At 66.3% G+C, this 16,406-nt stretch carries 13 protein-coding genes; 3 read left to right on the top strand and 10 right to left on the bottom strand.

The window, feature by feature from the left end; translation table 11 throughout:
* Window positions 1-79 precede the first annotated feature (79 nt).
* Both MFF62_RS00645 and MFF62_RS00650 read right to left on the bottom strand, forming a co-directional pair.
* Window positions 80-283 carry a DUF465 domain-containing protein gene (locus tag MFF62_RS00645; RefSeq protein WP_238259011.1) on the bottom strand — a complete coding sequence of 68 codons (204 nt, stop codon included), beginning with the start codon at window positions 281-283 and terminating at the stop codon, window positions 80-82.
* Between the two features lie 57 nt (window positions 284-340).
* The gene (locus tag MFF62_RS00650) at window positions 341-1,123 is read right to left on the bottom strand and encodes a hypothetical protein (protein WP_238259012.1); all 783 of its coding nucleotides are present in this window, start codon (window positions 1,121-1,123) and stop codon (window positions 341-343) included.
* Between the two features lie 178 nt (window positions 1,124-1,301).
* Between MFF62_RS00650 and MFF62_RS00655 the strand changes: the two genes are divergently transcribed.
* Window positions 1,302-3,662: a Tex family protein gene (locus MFF62_RS00655; RefSeq protein ID WP_238259013.1), complete on the top strand. Its 2,361-nt coding sequence runs from the start codon at window positions 1,302-1,304 to the stop codon at window positions 3,660-3,662.
* 102 nt (window positions 3,663-3,764) lie between these two features.
* On the opposite strand, the gene MFF62_RS00660 is transcribed toward MFF62_RS00655, so the two are convergent.
* The 8 genes from MFF62_RS00660 to MFF62_RS00695 all read right to left on the bottom strand — a co-directional run bounded on the left by MFF62_RS00660 (window position 3,765) and on the right by MFF62_RS00695 (window position 13,352).
* Window positions 3,765-5,666, bottom strand: a complete 1,902-nt coding sequence (locus MFF62_RS00660) for a potassium transporter Kup (protein WP_238259014.1) — start codon at window positions 5,664-5,666, stop codon at window positions 3,765-3,767.
* Between the two features lie 390 nt (window positions 5,667-6,056).
* Window positions 6,057-6,779: an ABC transporter ATP-binding protein gene (locus MFF62_RS00665; RefSeq protein ID WP_238259015.1), complete on the bottom strand. Its 723-nt coding sequence runs from the start codon at window positions 6,777-6,779 to the stop codon at window positions 6,057-6,059.
* The gene (locus MFF62_RS00670) at window positions 6,776-7,549 is read right to left on the bottom strand and encodes an ABC transporter ATP-binding protein (protein WP_238259016.1); all 774 of its coding nucleotides are present in this window, start codon (window positions 7,547-7,549) and stop codon (window positions 6,776-6,778) included. The genes MFF62_RS00665 and MFF62_RS00670 overlap by 4 nt, the downstream gene beginning before the upstream one ends.
* Entirely contained in the window at window positions 7,546-8,607 is a 1,062-nt protein-coding gene (locus tag MFF62_RS00675) for a branched-chain amino acid ABC transporter permease (RefSeq protein ID WP_238259017.1), read from the bottom strand. The genes MFF62_RS00670 and MFF62_RS00675 overlap by 4 nt, the downstream gene beginning before the upstream one ends.
* 28 nt (window positions 8,608-8,635) lie before the next feature.
* On the bottom strand, window positions 8,636-9,502 hold the full coding sequence (locus tag MFF62_RS00680; RefSeq protein ID WP_238259018.1) for a branched-chain amino acid ABC transporter permease: 867 nt from the start codon (window positions 9,500-9,502) through the stop codon (window positions 8,636-8,638).
* Window positions 9,503-9,534: 32 nt separating this feature from the next.
* The gene (locus MFF62_RS00685) at window positions 9,535-10,749 is read right to left on the bottom strand and encodes an ABC transporter substrate-binding protein (RefSeq protein WP_238259019.1); all 1,215 of its coding nucleotides are present in this window, start codon (window positions 10,747-10,749) and stop codon (window positions 9,535-9,537) included.
* Between the two features lie 74 nt (window positions 10,750-10,823).
* On the bottom strand, window positions 10,824-11,639 hold the full coding sequence (locus MFF62_RS00690; protein WP_238260028.1) for an alpha/beta fold hydrolase: 816 nt from the start codon (window positions 11,637-11,639) through the stop codon (window positions 10,824-10,826).
* A gap of 24 nt (window positions 11,640-11,663) precedes the next feature.
* Window positions 11,664-13,352, bottom strand: coding sequence for a benzoate-CoA ligase family protein (locus MFF62_RS00695; protein ID WP_238259020.1), 1,689 nt, complete (start codon window positions 13,350-13,352; stop codon window positions 11,664-11,666).
* A 251-nt stretch (window positions 13,353-13,603) separates the two neighbouring features.
* Between MFF62_RS00695 and MFF62_RS00700 the strand changes: the two genes are divergently transcribed.
* Both MFF62_RS00700 and boxC read left to right on the top strand, forming a co-directional pair.
* Window positions 13,604-14,557 (top strand): helix-turn-helix transcriptional regulator, encoded by a 954-nt coding sequence (locus tag MFF62_RS00700; protein ID WP_238259021.1) that lies wholly within the window; start codon window positions 13,604-13,606, stop codon window positions 14,555-14,557.
* A gap of 123 nt (window positions 14,558-14,680) precedes the next feature.
* Window positions 14,681-16,366 (top strand): 2,3-epoxybenzoyl-CoA dihydrolase, encoded by a 1,686-nt coding sequence (gene boxC / locus MFF62_RS00705; RefSeq protein ID WP_238259022.1) that lies wholly within the window; start codon window positions 14,681-14,683, stop codon window positions 16,364-16,366.
* The last annotated feature ends 40 nt before the right edge of the window (window positions 16,367-16,406 follow it).

The following is a 16,406-nucleotide window of genomic DNA, read 5'->3' on the forward strand; positions in this document are numbered from 1 at the left end:
TTTCTTCGATGTCCCGTGGCACGTCACGCGTCGCGCGGCCACGGGAGATATCTGGTGCGGCACGCCGCGCCGGCGGCCGTCAGGCCGGGACGTCGGGTTCCAGGTGCAGTTGCAGCAAGGTGATGGCGTCCTTGAGCTTCAGGCGGCGCTTCTTCAGGCGGCGCAACTGCAGTTCGTCGCGGGCAGGATCGGCGGACAGCCGGTCGATCAGGAAATCGAGGTCGCGGTGTTCGATCTGCAGCTCGATGATCTGCCGCGCCAGCGTGTTGAGGTTCTCATCCATGATGCGTCTTCGTGCTCCGCGGCGGCGACCATCGGCCCCGCCTGACCTCGCAACCCATCAGAAGCCGAACGGGCTGGGCGTCGAATTGCCCTGGCCCTGTTTCTTCTTCTCCTCGGCTTCCGCCCGTCGTGTGTCCAGATCCTTCTGGCGCTGCACTGCATCCGCCTGCTTCTGCTGGTACGTCTTGACGTTTTCCTGCCGCTGGCGGGCCTGCTCAGCTCCCTTCTGCTGGGCTTCCTTGATGCGTGTGTTGAAATCGTCCTGCTTCTTCTGGTAGCTCTCGGCACTGGCTGCACGCTGCGGCGCCTGCTCCCCGACCTGCGCCTCGCGCAGCGCCTGTTCCTGCTGCTTGCGGTCGAACGCCGCGCGGCTGGCCTGCTCGTTGGCCGCGCGGCCCGGCTGGCTGGCCTCGTACTCGGCGCGGCGGACGGCCTGCTCGCGGTCGCGCTGCGCGGCCTTGTAGGCACGCTCGGCGTCGCCGACTTCCAGGTCCCTGGCGCGCAGCACATGCAGTTCGGCACGCTGGGCGTCCTTGGCCTGCTCGATGCAGCGGTTGACCAGGAACTTGCTGTAGCAGGCGCGCTCGGCCTCTGCGAAGCGGTAGTTTGTCCACGCACGCGAATCGCCAATGGCCTTGCGCTCGGCCGCGAAGTCGCGCGGCTGGCCAGGGTCTGGCGAGATGACGCCGGCGGCTGGCGCGGCGGACGGCGCCGAAGCCTGCGCATGGACGGCGGTCCAGGGTGCGGCCAGCAGCAACGCGGCCAGCGCGAGCGTGGAAACCGGAGAGGCGAGAAGGGAAACCGGGCGAGCCATGACGGCCGGAAGGGACTTGACGATCATGCCCGCGATTCTAGCATCGGCAGCCACTCGGCAGCCCGCCCGCCAGTGGCCGGTGAGTGGCGGCCGGGCACCATCGCGGCCAGATGCCGAAATGGCAAGGTAAAAGGTGTCTTTCCGTCACCGGAACCGCGCCGCGCTTGTGGCACAATCCCCCGCTTTCGACTGACTCGTTTTCTCGATGTCCAATCTGCCTGCTTCCGTCCTGCAAAAGATTGTGTCGCTGATCGCGGCCGAACTCTCCGTGCAACCCCGCCAGGTGGCGGCTGCCGTAGGTCTCCTGGACGAAGGCGCCACGGTGCCGTTCATCGCCCGCTACCGCAAGGAAGTGACCGACAACCTGGACGACACCCAGCTGCGCACGCTGGAAGAACGCCTGCTGTACCTGCGCGACATGGAAGACCGTCGCGCCACGATCCTGGCGTCGATCGAGGAACAGGGCAAGCTCACCGACGAACTGCGCACGGCCATCGAAGCAGCCGAGACCAAGCAGACGCTGGAAGACCTCTACCTGCCCTACAAGCCAAAGCGCCGCACCCGCGCCCAGATCGCCCGCGAATGCGGCCTGGAGCCGCTGGCCCAGGCGCTGCTGGCCGACCCTACGCTCGATCCGCAGGCCGAGGCCGCCAAGTACGTCAACGGCAACCCCACCGCCGACGGCGGCGTGCCCGACGTCAAGGCCGCGCTCGACGGCGCGCGCGATATCCTGTCCGAGCAGTTTGGCGAAACGGCCGAACTGCTGGGCAAGCTGCGTGACCACCTGTGGAACAACGGCGTGGTGACGTCCTCGGTGATGGAAGGCAAGGAAAACGCCGAGGAAGAGAAATTCCGCGACTACTACGAGTACAGCGAGACGATCCGCACCGTGCCGTCGCACCGCGCGCTGGCGCTGTTCCGTGGCCGCAACGCGGGCGTGCTGCTGGTGAAGCTGGGCCTGGGCGAAGAACAGGACGCGATGGTGCCGCATCCGTGCGAAGGCATGATCGCGCGCCACGTCGGCATCGAGAACCGCAACCGGCCGGCCGACAAGTGGCTGGCCGACGTGTGCCGCTGGTGCTGGCGCGTCAAGGTGCAGCCGCACATCGAAACCGAACTGCTGACGCAACTGCGCGAAACCGCCGAGGGCGAGGCCATCAAGGTGTTCGGCCGCAACCTGCACGAACTGCTGCTGGCCGCACCGGCCGGCCCGAAGTCCGTGATGGGCATCGATCCGGGCATCCGCACCGGCTGCAAGATCGCCGTGGTGGACGCCACGGGCAAGCTGCTGGACACCGCCACGATCTATCCGCACGAGCCGCGCCGTGACTGGGCCGGCTCGCTGGCCACGATGGCCCGCCTGGCGAAGCAGCACAACGTGGCACTGTGCTCGATCGGCAACGGCACGGCCAGCCGCGAGACCGACAAGCTCGTGCAAGACCTGATGAAGGGCGCCCCGGAACTGAAGCTGACCAAGATCGTGGTCAGCGAGGCTGGCGCGTCGGTGTACTCGGCGTCGGAACTGGCGGCCAAGGAATTCCCTGAGCTGGACGTGTCGCTGCGTGGCGCGGTGTCGATTGCGCGCCGCCTGCAGGACCCGCTGGCCGAACTGGTGAAGATCGATCCGAAGTCGATTGGCGTGGGCCAGTACCAGCACGATGTGAACCAGCGCGAGCTGGCACGTGCGCTGGACGCCGTGGTGGAAGACTGCGTGAACGCCGTGGGCGTGGACGTGAATACCGCATCGGCGCCGCTGCTGGCGCGCGTGTCGGGCCTGAACTCGGTGCTGGCGCGCAACATCGTGGAATTCCGCGATGCCAATGGCGCGTTCGCCAACCGCGACTCGCTGAAGAAGGTGCCGCGCCTGGGCGACAAGACGTTCGAACAGGCCGCGGGCTTCCTGCGCATCAATGATGGCGACAACCCGCTCGACCGTTCGTCGGTGCACCCGGAAGCCTATCCGGTGGTGCAGAAGATCCTGGAGCACATCAAGAAGGGCCTGCGCGATGTGATGGGCAACCGCGAAAGCCTGCGCGGCCTGGCACCCCAGCAGTTTGCCGACGACAAGTTCGGCCTGCCGACAGTGCGCGACATCCTGACCGAACTCGAAAAGCCGGGCCGCGACCCGCGCCCCGAGTTCAAGACCGCGACGTTCCAGGAAGGTGTGGAAGACGTGAAGGACCTGCAGCCGGGCATGGTCCTGGAAGGCGTGGTCACGAACGTGGCCGCCTTCGGCGCTTTCGTCGACATCGGCGTGCACCAGGACGGCCTGGTCCACATTTCGGCGCTGTCGTCCAAGTTCGTCAAGGACGCGCACGAGGTGGTCAAGGCTGGCCAGATCGTCAAGGTCAAGGTGATGGAAGTGGACGTCAAGCGCAACCGTATCGGCCTGACCATGCGCCTGGACGACGAGCCGGGCCAGCAGGCCCCCCGCACCGGTGGCGGCGATCGCAGCGCACCGCGCAGCGGCGGCGGCAACAATCGCGGCTTCAGCGGCAACAACAACCGTCGTGAGACGGAATCGCAAGGCGCCATGGCGGCTGCGTTTGCGAAGCTGAAGCGCTGAGGTTAGACACCTCTCCTGCCCGGCTGCGGCGTCCCTCTCCCGCCAGCCTTTTTGCTCCCCTCTCCCGCTACGCGGGAGAGGGGAGCCACCCCCCCTACAAACTCAAATCTCCACCTTCGTTCCCAGTTCCACCACGCGGTTGGCGGGGATCGAGAAGAAGTCGGACGGCTTGGCGCCGTTCTGATGCATCCACGCGAACAGGCGCTCGCGCCACATCGACATGCCCGGCAGCTTGGACGGAATCACCGTCTCGCGGGCGATGAAGAATGACGTTTCCATCAGCTCGAAATGCATGTCCAGCTTGCGCTGGGCCAGGTCGAGCACGCGGTTCACGTCCGGCGTTTCCTTGAAACCGTATTCGGACGCCAGGATGAACACACCACCCCCCAGGTCCTTGCAGCTCAGCCGGCGATCGTCGTCCACGTAGGGAATGTCACGCGTGACAAAGCTCAGGAACACCACGCGCTCATGCAGCACGCGGTTGTGCTTGAGGTTATGCAGCAGCGACACCGGCACCGACTCGGTGCTGCCCGTCAGGAACACGGCCGTGCCTTCCACGCGATGCGGCGGATGGGCCAGCAGGCCGGCGATGAACGGCTCCAGCGGAATGCCGTCCTCCAGGCTGCGCGCACGCAGCAGCTTGCGGCCGCTGTGCCAGGTCATCAGCAGGAAGAACGCCGTGCTGCCCATCAGCAGCGGGAACCAGCCGCCCTCCGCCACCTTGAGCAGGTTGGCCGAGAAGAACGACAGGTCGACGATCAGGAACGATGCACCCAGCAGCGTCACCAGCACCCGGTTCCACTTCCAGAAACGGCGCATGACGATGACCGCCAGGAACGTGGTGATCAGCATCGTGGTGGTCACCGCGATACCGTAGGCGGCAGCCAGGTTCTCGGACTTGCGGAACGACAGCACCACCGCGAACACCAGCACCAGCAGCGCCCAGTTGATCACCGGCAGGTAGATCTGGCCGATTTCCGCCGCCGAGGTGTACTGGATGCGCATGCGCGGCAGGAACCCGAGCTGGATCGCCTGGCTGGTCAGCGAGAACGCGCCCGAGATTACCGCCTGCGACGCGATCACCGTGGCCGCCGTGGCCAGCAGCACCATGGGCAACTGCAGCAGGTCAGGCACCATCAGGAAGAACGGGTTCTCGATGGCCACCGGGTTGCCCAGCAGCATCGCGCCCTGGCCGAAGTAGTTCAGCATCAGGCACGGCATCACCAGCACGAACCAGCCGTAGCGGATGGGCTTGGCGCCAAAGTGGCCCATGTCGATATAGAGCGCCTCGGCCCCGGTCAGCACCAGGAACACGCTTCCCAGCACGATGAACGCCTGCAGCGAATGCTCGATCAGGAACGAGATGCCGTACCAGGGGTTGATGGCCTTGAGGATCTCGGGCGATTGCATCAGGTTGAAGATGCCCAGCCCGCCCAGCGCCAGGAACCACACCACCATGATCGGGCCGAAGAGCTTGCCCACCGCGCTGGTGCCGTGCCGCTGGATCACGAACAGCACGCACAGGATCGATAACGTGATCGGGATCACAAAGTGCGAGAGCCCGGGCGCGGCGATCTCCAGCCCCTCCACGGCCGACAGCACCGAAATGGCGGGCGTGATCACGGCATCGCCATAGAACATGCAGGCGCCGAAGATGGCCGACATCATGATCAGCTTGGCCATGCGCGAACGCGGGGCCGCCGTGCGCAGCGCCAGCGCCATCAGCGCCAGTACGCCGCCTTCGCCATCGTTGTCCGCGCGCATCACGAACAATACGTATTTGATCGAAACGACGACGATCATTGCCCAGAACAGCAGCGAGATGATGCCCAGCACCGCCTCGGGGCTAAACGGGATGCCGTGGTCCTTGCTGAAACACTCCTTCAGCGCGTACAGGGGACTGGTGCCGATGTCGCCAAAGACGACGCCGATCGCGCCGATCACGAGCGTACGGGTGCTCGGACTTTCGACGAAGTAATGGCTGGTGGTTGCGGATTGGGTCATGGAATTGGGTCAGGTGAACCGGCTCGCGCCTCCCGTGCCTGACCTTGGCTGCCCTGGCATGGCGCCAGTGGGCAGTCCCTCCAAAGTGCTTCATAAGGCACGATTTCTCTCACGCTAGCGGCTCCGGTCCCCGATGGGGCGTATTGGCCTTCTCAGTTTCTATTGCGTTGCACAAACGCGCGCATTCTAGATGAAGTGTCGTGAGCCGACCACTGTGGAAATGCCGATGTCACGGGGCACGACCGATCAAGCATGGGAAAGAAGCCGGGTGGGGTCAAGCCCCGCCGACGCCGCGACGGTGGGAAGGCCCACCGTCGGGATGTTGTCAGGCAGCGACACAAATGCCGGATGCGCCGCTTGATGAAACGCGCGTCAGCCGCGCGGCGGCGCTCAAACCCCGAGGTATCGGTCCAGCGCGGCGGGCGCCTCGGCCAGCTTGGCTGCCGGGCCGGCCATGACCACCTGCCCTTTTTCCAGCACGACCACGCGGTCGGCATGATTCAGCACGGCCCGGTAGTTGCGATCCACCACGATCGACGCAATGCCGGTGCCGCGCACGGTGGCGATCACGTTCCAGATCTCGTGGACGATGCGCGGCGCCAGGCCCTCGGTGGCCTCGTCCAGGATCAGGCAATCGGGATTGGTCATCAGCGCCCGGCCAATCGACAGCATTTGCTGCTCGCCGCCGGACAACTGCTGGCCGCCATGCGTAAGACGCTCCTTGAGCCGGGGGAACAGGTCCAGCACGCGCGCCTCGTCCCAGTCCTTGCGGCCGCCGCAGCCGGCGCGGGCCGCCATCAGCAGGTTCTCGCGCACGCTCAGATTCGGAAAAATGCCACGCCCTTCGGGCACATAGGCCACGCCGAGCCGGGCCACCTCGTGCGGCCGGGCGCGCGACATCTCGCGGCCGGCCACGCGGATGGCGCCCTCGCGCTCGCGCACATGGCCCAGCAGCGTGCGCAACAGCGTGCTCTTGCCCATGCCGTTGCGGCCCAGCAGCCCGACCGTCTCGCCGGGATTCACATGAAAATCGATGCCGCGCAGCACGTGGCTCGATCCGTACCAGGCGTTCAGGCCGGTGGCCTCGATGATGGCGGTAGCAGCAGCACTCATGCGGTGGCCCCCTCCTCTTCGCCCAGGTAGGCCAGTTGCACCTCACGGTTGGCGCGGATGCTGGCCGGATCGCCCGACGCGATTACCGTGCCGTTGACCATCACGGTGATGCGGTCTGCCACCGCGAACACGGCTTCCATGTCGTGTTCGACCAGCAGGATCGCGTGGCCCTCGCGCAGCCCGCGCAGCAGGTCGAGCATGCGGGCCGATTCCTCGGCGCCCATGCCTGCCAACGGCTCGTCCAGCAGCAGCGCCACGGGCTCGGTGGCCAGGCACATCGCCACTTCCAGCTGGCGCTTCTGGCCGTGGGCCAGTTCGCTGGCCACGCGGTTTGCATGCTGCGCCAGGCCGGCGCGTTCCAGCGCCTCGTCGGCCAGCGCCCGGCTGGTGCGGCAGCCCTGCGCGGGCTCCCAGAGCCGCCACGCACGCTGCGCACGCGACTGCGCCGCCAGGCGGCAGTTCTCACGCACGGTCAGCGGCAGGAAGATGTTGTTGCGCTGATAGCTGCGCCCCACCCCATGGCGCGCCAGCTTCGGCTGCGGCCAGCCCGTGACATCCTGCCCCTGCAGAAAGAGCTGCCCTTCCGATGGCGGCAGTTCGCCGGACAGCAGGTTGATCAGCGTCGACTTGCCCGCGCCGTTGGTACCGATCACGGCGTGGATCTCGTTCAGTTGCAGCGTCAGGTCCACCTGGTTGACGGCGGTCAGGCCGCCAAAGCGGCGCGACAGCATCTCGGCACGCATGACCGGCACGGGTGCGACAGTCGTCATGCGGCCTCCTGGCTATGCGTGTTCGATTCGGCGGCGGGGTCGCGCCGGGCACGGCGCGGCGACCGGTGCCGCAACACGGCCGGCACGCTCACCAGGCCGCGCGGCAGCAGCGCCACGGCGATGATGATGAAGCCGCCCATCAGTAACTGCCAGTGCTTGGTCAGCGTGCTGAACCACTCGGCCAGCAGCACGAACGAGAATGCACCCAGTACGGCGCCGGCCAGGCTGCCCACGCCGCCCAGGATCACCATCAGCATGGCGTTGCCCGACTGGTGCCACGACGCGATTTCAGGGTTCACGAAGCCGAACTGGATGGCGTAGAGAAATCCCGCCAGGCCGGCCAGCATGCCGCCGGCAACGAAGGCGCCCAACTGGTAGCGATAGGTGGCGAATCCGGCCGCGCGCATGCGCTGCTCGTTGTGGCGGATGCCCACCAGCGCATGGCCAAAGCGCGAGCGCAGCAGCACGGCCAGCAGGCCCACCGTCACCACCAGCCCAGCCAGCACCAGCCAGTAGAACCGCACCGGGTCGTTGACGGTCAGCGGCAATTCCGAGAACAGGCCGAACTCGGGGCGGAAGTAGATATAGGTGCCATCGCTGCCGCCGGCGATCTTGGTGTCGTGGAACACGAAGTACACCATCTGCGCAAACGCCAGCGTGACCATGATGAAGTAGATGCCGCGCGTGCGCAGCACCAGCGTGCCCACCACCAGCGCCAGCGCGCCCGCAGAACCCACGGCGCCCAGCAACAGCAGCCAGCCGTTGCCCGCGCCGCTCTGGGGCGCCAGCATGGCGGTGGCATAGGCGGCCATGGCAAAGTAAGCCGCGTGCCCCAGGCTGACCAGCCCGGTATAGCCAATCAGCAACTGCAGCGACAGCGCGAAGATCGCCATGATCATCACCTTGCTGAGCAGCTCGATGTAGTACTTGTCGCTTTCGGCGGTCAGCAGCATTGGCGCGGCGCAGAGCGCGGCCAGCGCGATGATCCATCCCATCGCCGCCAGCCATGCCGGGCGGCGGACGTCCTGTTGCGGCGGCATGTCCGAGTCGGATTGCATGGTGTTTGCTGCCCTGGAAAATTTCATATCAGCCCGCCTTGAACAACCCCTGCGGCTTCCATAGCAGGATCAAGGCCATCAGCAGGTACACCAGCACGCCGGCGGCGTCCTGCCAGAACACCTTGCCGAACGTATCGACAAAGCCGATCAGCAGCGACGCCACCAGCGCGCCCTTGACCGACCCGATGCCGCCAATCACCACCACCACGAAGCAGATGATCAGCACCTGCCCGCCCATGCCCGGATACACCGACGACACCGGCGACGCGATCATCCCCGCCAGCACGGCCAGTGCCACGCCCAGCGCGAACACGAAGCGGTACAGCACCGTGACGTTGATGCCCAGCGACTGCACCATTTCGCGGTTGCTGGCGCCGGCGCGGATCATCATGCCCACCCGGGTGCGCCGGATCACGTAGTACATGGCCCCCGCCACCAGCAGGCAAACCGCCGAGATGAACAACCGGTACACCGGATAGGTCATGTCGTTGCCGATGGGCAGCGCGCCGTCCAGCAGCGCCGGCACGGGCACGCCGTGCACGTCGTCGCCCACCAGGATGCTGCGCAGTTCCTCGAACACCAGGATCAGTCCGTAGGTCATCAGCACCTGCTGCAGGTGGTCGCGCTGGTACAGGTAGCTGAAGAACGCCCACTCCAGCAGGTAGCCGAACAGCACGGCCAGCACGATGCCCAGCGGCAGCGCGATGAACAGGTTGCCGGTCAGGCTGGCCAGCGTGAAGGCCATATAGGCCCCCAGCATGTAGAAGCTGCCATGGGCCAGGTTGATCACGCCCATGATGCCGAAGATCAGCGTCAGCCCGCTGGCCACCAGGAACAGCAGCAGGCCGTACTGCACGCTGTTCAGGCACTGGATGAGAAAGGAAACGATGTCCATCGCGCCGCGTCTGGCTTGCTATTACGTTGACGTTACAGGCGGCAGCCGCGTGCCGGATCGGCCAGCGCCTTCACCGCCACGCTGCTGACCTTGTTCTCGCGGCCATCCACTTTGCGCAGATAGAAGTCCTGCACCGGGTTGTGGGCCTTCGACAACGTGAATGCGCCGCGCGGGCTGTCCACCTTGGCCGCTTCCATGGCCTTGATGATGTCCGGCTTGCGCGTCATGTCGCCCTTCACGGCGTTGGCGCCAGCGGCCAGCAGTTGCGCCGCGTCGTATCCCTGCACCGCATAGACGTCGGGTTGCAGCTTGTAGGTCTTGGCGTAGTCCAGGCGGAACGACTTGTCGCGCGCATTGGACAGGCCATCGGCATAGTGCAGCGTGGTTTCCAGGCCCTGTGCGGCAGCGCCCTGGGCATCGAGCGTGCCGTCGGTCAGGAAGCCCGAGCCGTAGAGCGGAATCTTGTCCTTCAGCCCTGCCGCCTGCCAGTCCTTGACGAACTTGACCGCGCCGCCGCCTGCAAAGAACACGAATACGGCGTCAGGCTTCAGCGACGCCACTTCGGTGATCAGCGCCTGGAACTCGACGTTCGGGAACGGCAGGCTCAGCTCCTTGACCACCTTGCCGCCCTTGGCCTCGAAGGCTTCCTTGAAGCCCTTGACCGACTGTTCGCCGGCCGCGTATTTCCAGGTCAGCGTGACCACCTTCTTCATGCCGCGCTCGGCCAGCACGTGGCCCATGGCATAGCCGGGCTGCCAGTTCGAGAACGACGAACGGAAGATGTTGGGGCCGCACAGCGGGCCAGTGGCTTCGTCCACGCCCGCGTTCGGGATGATCAGCAGCGTGTTGTTTTCCTTGGCCACCTTGACGATGCCCATCTGCACGCCGGAGTGAACGGTACCCACCACCACGTCCACCTGGTCGCGCCGGATCAGCTTGGTGGCGTTTTCCGGGGCCTTGGCCGGGTCCGATTCGTCGTCGACCTTGAAGTACTCCACATCGCGCCCGCCCAGCTTGCCGCCCTGCTGCTGCACATACATGCGGAAGCCGTTCTCGATGGCGGTGCCCAGTGCCGCGTAGGTGCCCGTGTACGGCAGCATGAAGCCAACCTTGACCTTGCCGCCCGCGGCCGGGGCCGCTGCGGTCTGCGCCACGGCGCCCGTGCCAGCGGCCAGCAGCGCCAAGGCGGCCAGCGGTGCGGTAAGACGACGCGCGTGCAGCAGCCTGCGCAATGCATTGCGATGCATGAAATCTCCTCCTGGTGGTCTGAAGCCGACAGCGCCGTGCGGTCCGGATCGGGGGCGACCTGGCCCGGCGCCAATTATTTTAGGATTGAAGTATTTGCAGTTATAAACGCCACGGTCGCAGCCGTCAATGCGCCCGCCTGGTCGCGGTGTGGCGAATGCCCACAGCGCGCGAGTTTAAGCAGTACGGTTTGTGGGGCATATCGCTGGATACCCTCGATCTGGGCCATGGTGCCGTACTCGTCGTCCTCGCCCTGCACGCCCAGCACGGGACACCGGATATCGGCCAGCAGCGGGCGCAGGTCGAAATGGCGGAATGCCGGATCGAGCCAGATGTCGTTCCAGCCCCAGAACGCCGAATCCACATCGGCGTGATAGCGCGCCAGCCGGCCGTGCAGGTCGGTTTTCAGGTAGGCGTCGCGCGTGGTGGCGATGCTGCACACCGACAGGTCTTCCACCACGATGTGTGGCGCCAGCACGGTCATGCCATCCACGGCATCGGGAAAGCTTGCCGCATGGATCAGCGCGATCGATCCGCCGTCGCTGTGGCCCAGCAGCCAGGGCCGCCCATGCCGGCGGCCGGGGCCGATGCCAAGCGCCTCGAACAGCGCCGGCATCGCTTCGCGCGCCTGCCGGTGCATGAAATCGACGCCCCACTTCTCGTCGTGGGGACGCGGCGTGGAGCGGCCGTAGCCGTAGCGCGAAAACACCAGGCCGCGAAAGTCGCCGGTCTCGCAGAACTGGCGCGGAAAATCGCGCCACATGGCGATGGAGCCCAGCCCCTCGTGCAGGAACACAATCAGCGGGCGCCGCTCGCGCTCGGGCCGCAGCCATTGGTACTCGACGTCTATCTGCCGTCCGTCGAACGGAATTCGAACCAGTTCGCTGCCCATGTCACCACCCATTCCACTGCCTGCTTACGATAGCCGCGCGGCTTCCTCACGCTGGCGTAGCCGAAAACGCTGGATCTTGCCCGTGGCCGTCTTCGGCAATTCCGGCACGCACTCGATCTGGCGCGGATACTTGTACGGCGCCAGCTTGGTCTTGACGAATGCCTGCAGCTCGGCGGCCATGCCGTCGTGCCATTGCTGGCCCGGGCGCAACACCACGAACGCCTTCGGCTTGATCAGGTCGTCGGCATCGGCCACGCCGATCACGGCCGCTTCCAGCACGGCCGGATGCTGGGCCAGTGCCGCCTCTACCTCGAACGGCGACACATAGATGCCACCCACCTTGAGCATGTCGTCGCTGCGGCCGGCGTACGTGTAATAGCCATCGGCATCGCACGCGTACTTGTCGCCGCTGCGCGTCCAGGCGCCCACGAATGTATCGCGGCTCTTGTCGCGGTTGCACCAGTACATCAGCGCTGCTGACGGCCCTTTGATATAGAGGTCGCCAATCTCGCCCGGCGCGCAGGGCTCGCCCTGTTCGTCCAGCAGCTTCAACTCGTAGCCCGGCACCGGCTTGCCCGTGGTGCCATAGCGCACCTCGCCGGGCCGGTTCGACAGGAAGATATGCAGCATCTCGGTGGAGCCGATGCCGTCCAGGATGTCGCAGCCGAAATGCGCCAGGAAGCGGTCGCCGATATCGCGCGGCAGCGCTTCGCCAGCCGACGTGCACACCCGCAGCGCCACACTGGCGCGCGGCGGCAGGTCGGCGGCGGCCAGCATGCCGGCAAACAGCGTCGGCACGCCGCAGAACACGGTCGGGCGATGCTGCACCAGCCGCTGGAACACGGCCTGCGGCGTGGGCCGCTCGGCCATCAGCACCGTGGTGGCGCCCACCGACAGCGGAAACGTCAGCGCGTTGCCCAGCCCGTAGGCAAAGAACAGCTTGGCGGCCGAAAACACCACGTCGTCCTCGCGGATGCCAAGCACGCGCCGCGCATACAGGTCGGCCGTATGGAACAGGTTGCCGTGCGTGTGCACCGTGCCTTTAGGCCGGCCCGTGGATCCCGATGAATATAGCCAGAACGCCATGTCGTCCGGGCCCGTGGCGGCAACGCTGGTGGACGGCTCGGCATCGGCCACCATGCTCGCCACGGTCGGCACGGCGGCGGTCGCAGGCGCCGTGTACGGCGCGGCAATGATGACATCGGGCGTCAGGCCCGATTTGTCGATCGCCGCCTGCATCGTCGGCATCAGCGGCGCCGACACCACCACGGCCCGTGCGCCACTGTGTTCCAGCATGTACGCGTAGTCGTCGACAGTCAGTAGTGTGTTGACGGCCACCGGCACGACGCCGGCCAGCAGGCAGCCCAGAAACACGGTGGGAAAGTCGATGGTATCGAGCGCGCACAGCAGCACGCGTTCCTCGCGCCGGAAGCCGGCCTGCCGCAAGGCGCCGGCAAAGCGGCGGCAGCGATCGTCGAGTTCGGAGAAAGTCAGCGTGGAGGTGTCGTCCACATAGGCCAGCTTGGCGCCCCGCCCGGCCTGCTGCTGGCGCGCGAGCAGATCTTGCGCGGCGTTGTAGCGCGCTGGCAGCACAATGGGCTCGGCACCGGCATTGGCGTCGGCGGCCGGCACAGGAGATGCGATCGATACAGCCGGGGGCACCGCCTGCCCTGCCTGGCTGGCAGTGGCGGTACTGGTGTTCGGGGGCGTCATGTCTCCACTCCTCTGGCCATCCGGACCGTCGCATCCAGACCAGGCGCGGTGGGTATGGCTTCCAGCAGTTTGTCTTCTTGTGACGACAGCCAGATGCCGCGGCCGCGTTGTCGATGCATTTTATTGCATATCGACTATTATGCAAGCAAGGGTATGCACTATAGAACAGCGAGCCGCCCGCCTCGCCACGCATTTTGCTGCACGTATAATGCGGCGCCCGACCCAACCGGCTTCACTTCTTTCCTATCAGCATGCGTCGCGACCCCGAAACGCTCATGACTCTCGACAGCCCTGCCGAAGCGCGCGAGCCACGCGCTGCAGGCGAGCGCGATCCTTACCTGACGCAGCTGGGCGAACGCATCCGGTCGCTGCGCGCGGCGCGCGGCATGTCGCGCAAGGATCTGGCGCGCGGCGCCGACGTGTCCGAGCGCTACCTCGCCAACCTGGAGACCGGCACCGGCAACGCGTCAGTGCTGCTGTTGCGCCAGGTGGCCAGCGCGCTCGACGTGCCGCTGCCGGTGGTGCTTGCCGAAGTGGATGGCCAGGTCGCGGGCCAGGGTAGCCACCGCGCCACCGAATTCTCGCAACTGGTGCAATGGCTGGCGCAGTTGCCGGCCGGCGATCTGGCACGCGTGCGCGAGGCGGCGCAACACGCGCTGTCGCCAGCGGAATCGCGCGACGCGCGGCACCGCCGGATTGCGCTGATCGGCCTGCGCGGCGCCGGCAAATCCACGCTGGGCCGTGCGCTGGCGGCCGCCGAGGACATGCCGTTCGTCGAACTCAATGCCGCGATCGAGCAGGAAGCCGGCGCGAGCCTGTCGGAAATCCATTCGCTGTACGGGCAAGCCGCCTATCGCCGCTACGAAATGCGCGCGCTCGAACGCGTGCTGCGCGAGCACGAGGCCATGGTGCTGGCCACGCCTGGCAGCCTAGTGTCCGAACCCGCCACGTTCAACCTGCTGCTGTCGCGCTGCCTGACGGTCTGGGTCAAGACTTCGCCCGAGCAGCACATGGCGCGCGTGGTGGCGCAAGGCGACATGCGGCCGATGGAAGGTAACCGCGAGGCCATGACCGACCTGCGCCGCATCCTGCAGGCCCGCACCCCGCTCTATTCGCGCGCCGACCTGTCCATCGACACCAGCGGCCAGGACGCCGCCACCTCGCTGCAAACTCTGCAGGCGCAATTGCGCCAGGCTGCGCACTAGCCTTTCCTCCACCGTTCTTCGCGTTTTCCGGGTATTCGGCACAGGGCCTTGCATCGCCCGCGTCGATGCACTATATTTCATCTCAAATGAAATAGCACTATAGTGCATCAAGGAGACGCCCCCATGTCGACGGATATCGCCACGCCCGCTTCCGCCTCGCCGGTGACCTTCGAGCGCCATCCGGACCAATACCGCCATTGGCAGCTCACGTTCGACGGCCCCATTGCCACGCTGGCGATGAATGTGGACGAGGAAGGCGGCCTGCGGCCTGGCTACGCGCTCAAGCTCAATTCGTATGACCTGGGTGTCGACATCGAACTGCACGACGCCCTGCAGCGGATCCGTTTCGAGCACCCCGAAGTGCGCAGCGTGATTCTCACAAGCATGAAGGACCGCATCTTCTGCTCGGGCGCCAATATCTTCATGCTCGGCAAGTCCAGCCACGCCTGGAAAGTCAATTTCTGCAAGTTCACCAACGAAACGCGCAACGGCATCGAGGATGCCAGCCGCCATTCCGGCATCAAGTTCATTGCCGCCTGCAACGGCACCACGGCCGGCGGCGGCTATGAACTGGCGCTGGCCTGCGACGAAATCGTGCTGATCGACGACCGCTCGTCGGCCGTGAGCCTGCCCGAAGTGCCGCTGCTGGGCGTGCTGCCCGGCACCGGCGGCCTGACGCGCGTGACCGACAAGCGCCGTGTGCGCCGCGATCACGCCGACATCTTCTGCCTGACCACCGAAGGCGTGCGCGGCCAGCGGGCCCGCGACTGGCGGCTGGTGGACGACGTGGTCAAACCCGCCCGCTTTGCCGAGCACGTGCGCGAGCGCGCCCAGACGCTGGCCGCACAGAGCGACCGCCCGGCGGTCGGCGCCGAGACTGGCGTCACGCTCACGCCACTGGCGCGCCAGGCCAGCGACACCGGCTACCGCTACGACACCATGCGCGTCGAGATCGACCGCGACGCACGCCACGCCACCATCACCGTCTCAGCCCCCACCGGCGAGCAGCCGCAAGACCTGCCCGGCATCGTCCGTGCCGGCGCGCAATGGTGGCCGCTGAAAATGGCGCGCGAACTCGACGACGCCATCCTGACACTGCGCACCAACCACCTCGACGTGGGCATGTGGATCCTGAAGACCGAGGGCGATGCCGCTCAGGTGCTGGCCGCCGATGCGCTGATGGATACCCATGCAGGCCACTGGTTCGTGCGCGAGACCATCGGCATGCTGCGCCGGACTCTGGCACGGCTCGACGTGTCGTCGCGCAGCCTGTTCGCACTGGTGGAACCGGGCTCGTGCTTTGCCGGCACCTTGCTGGAACTGGCGCTGGCCGCCGACCGCAGCTACATGCTCCAGTTGCCCGACACGCCCGATGAAGGCCCGCGCATCCATGCCGGCGCCGCCAATTTTGGCCGCTATCCGATGCCAAATGGGCTGACCCGGCTGGCGGCACGCTTCTATGAGGAAGCCGACGCCATCGCCGCCGTGCGCGAACAGGCCGGCCAGCCGCTCGATGGTGCCCAGGCCGAGGCGCTGGGGCTGGTCACCGCCGCGCTGGACGATATCGACTGGGAAGACGAGATCCGTATCGCCATCGAGGAACGGGCCAGCCTGTCGCCCGACGCGCTGACCGGGCTCGAAGCCAACCTGCGCTTCGGCGGCCACGAAACCATGGAAACGCGCATCTTCGGCCGCCTGACCGCATGGCAGAACTGGATCTTCAACCGCCCCAACGCCGTGGGCGAGCACGGCGCGCTCAAGGTATTCGGCACCGGCAACAAGGCACGCTTCGACTGGGACCGCGTCTGACGCCCACGTCCCCCACCGATCTGGCACTAATAACAGGAGA

The sequence above is a fragment of the Cupriavidus pauculus genome (assembly GCF_022179805.1).
Classification (GTDB): domain Bacteria; phylum Pseudomonadota; class Gammaproteobacteria; order Burkholderiales; family Burkholderiaceae; genus Cupriavidus; species Cupriavidus pauculus_E.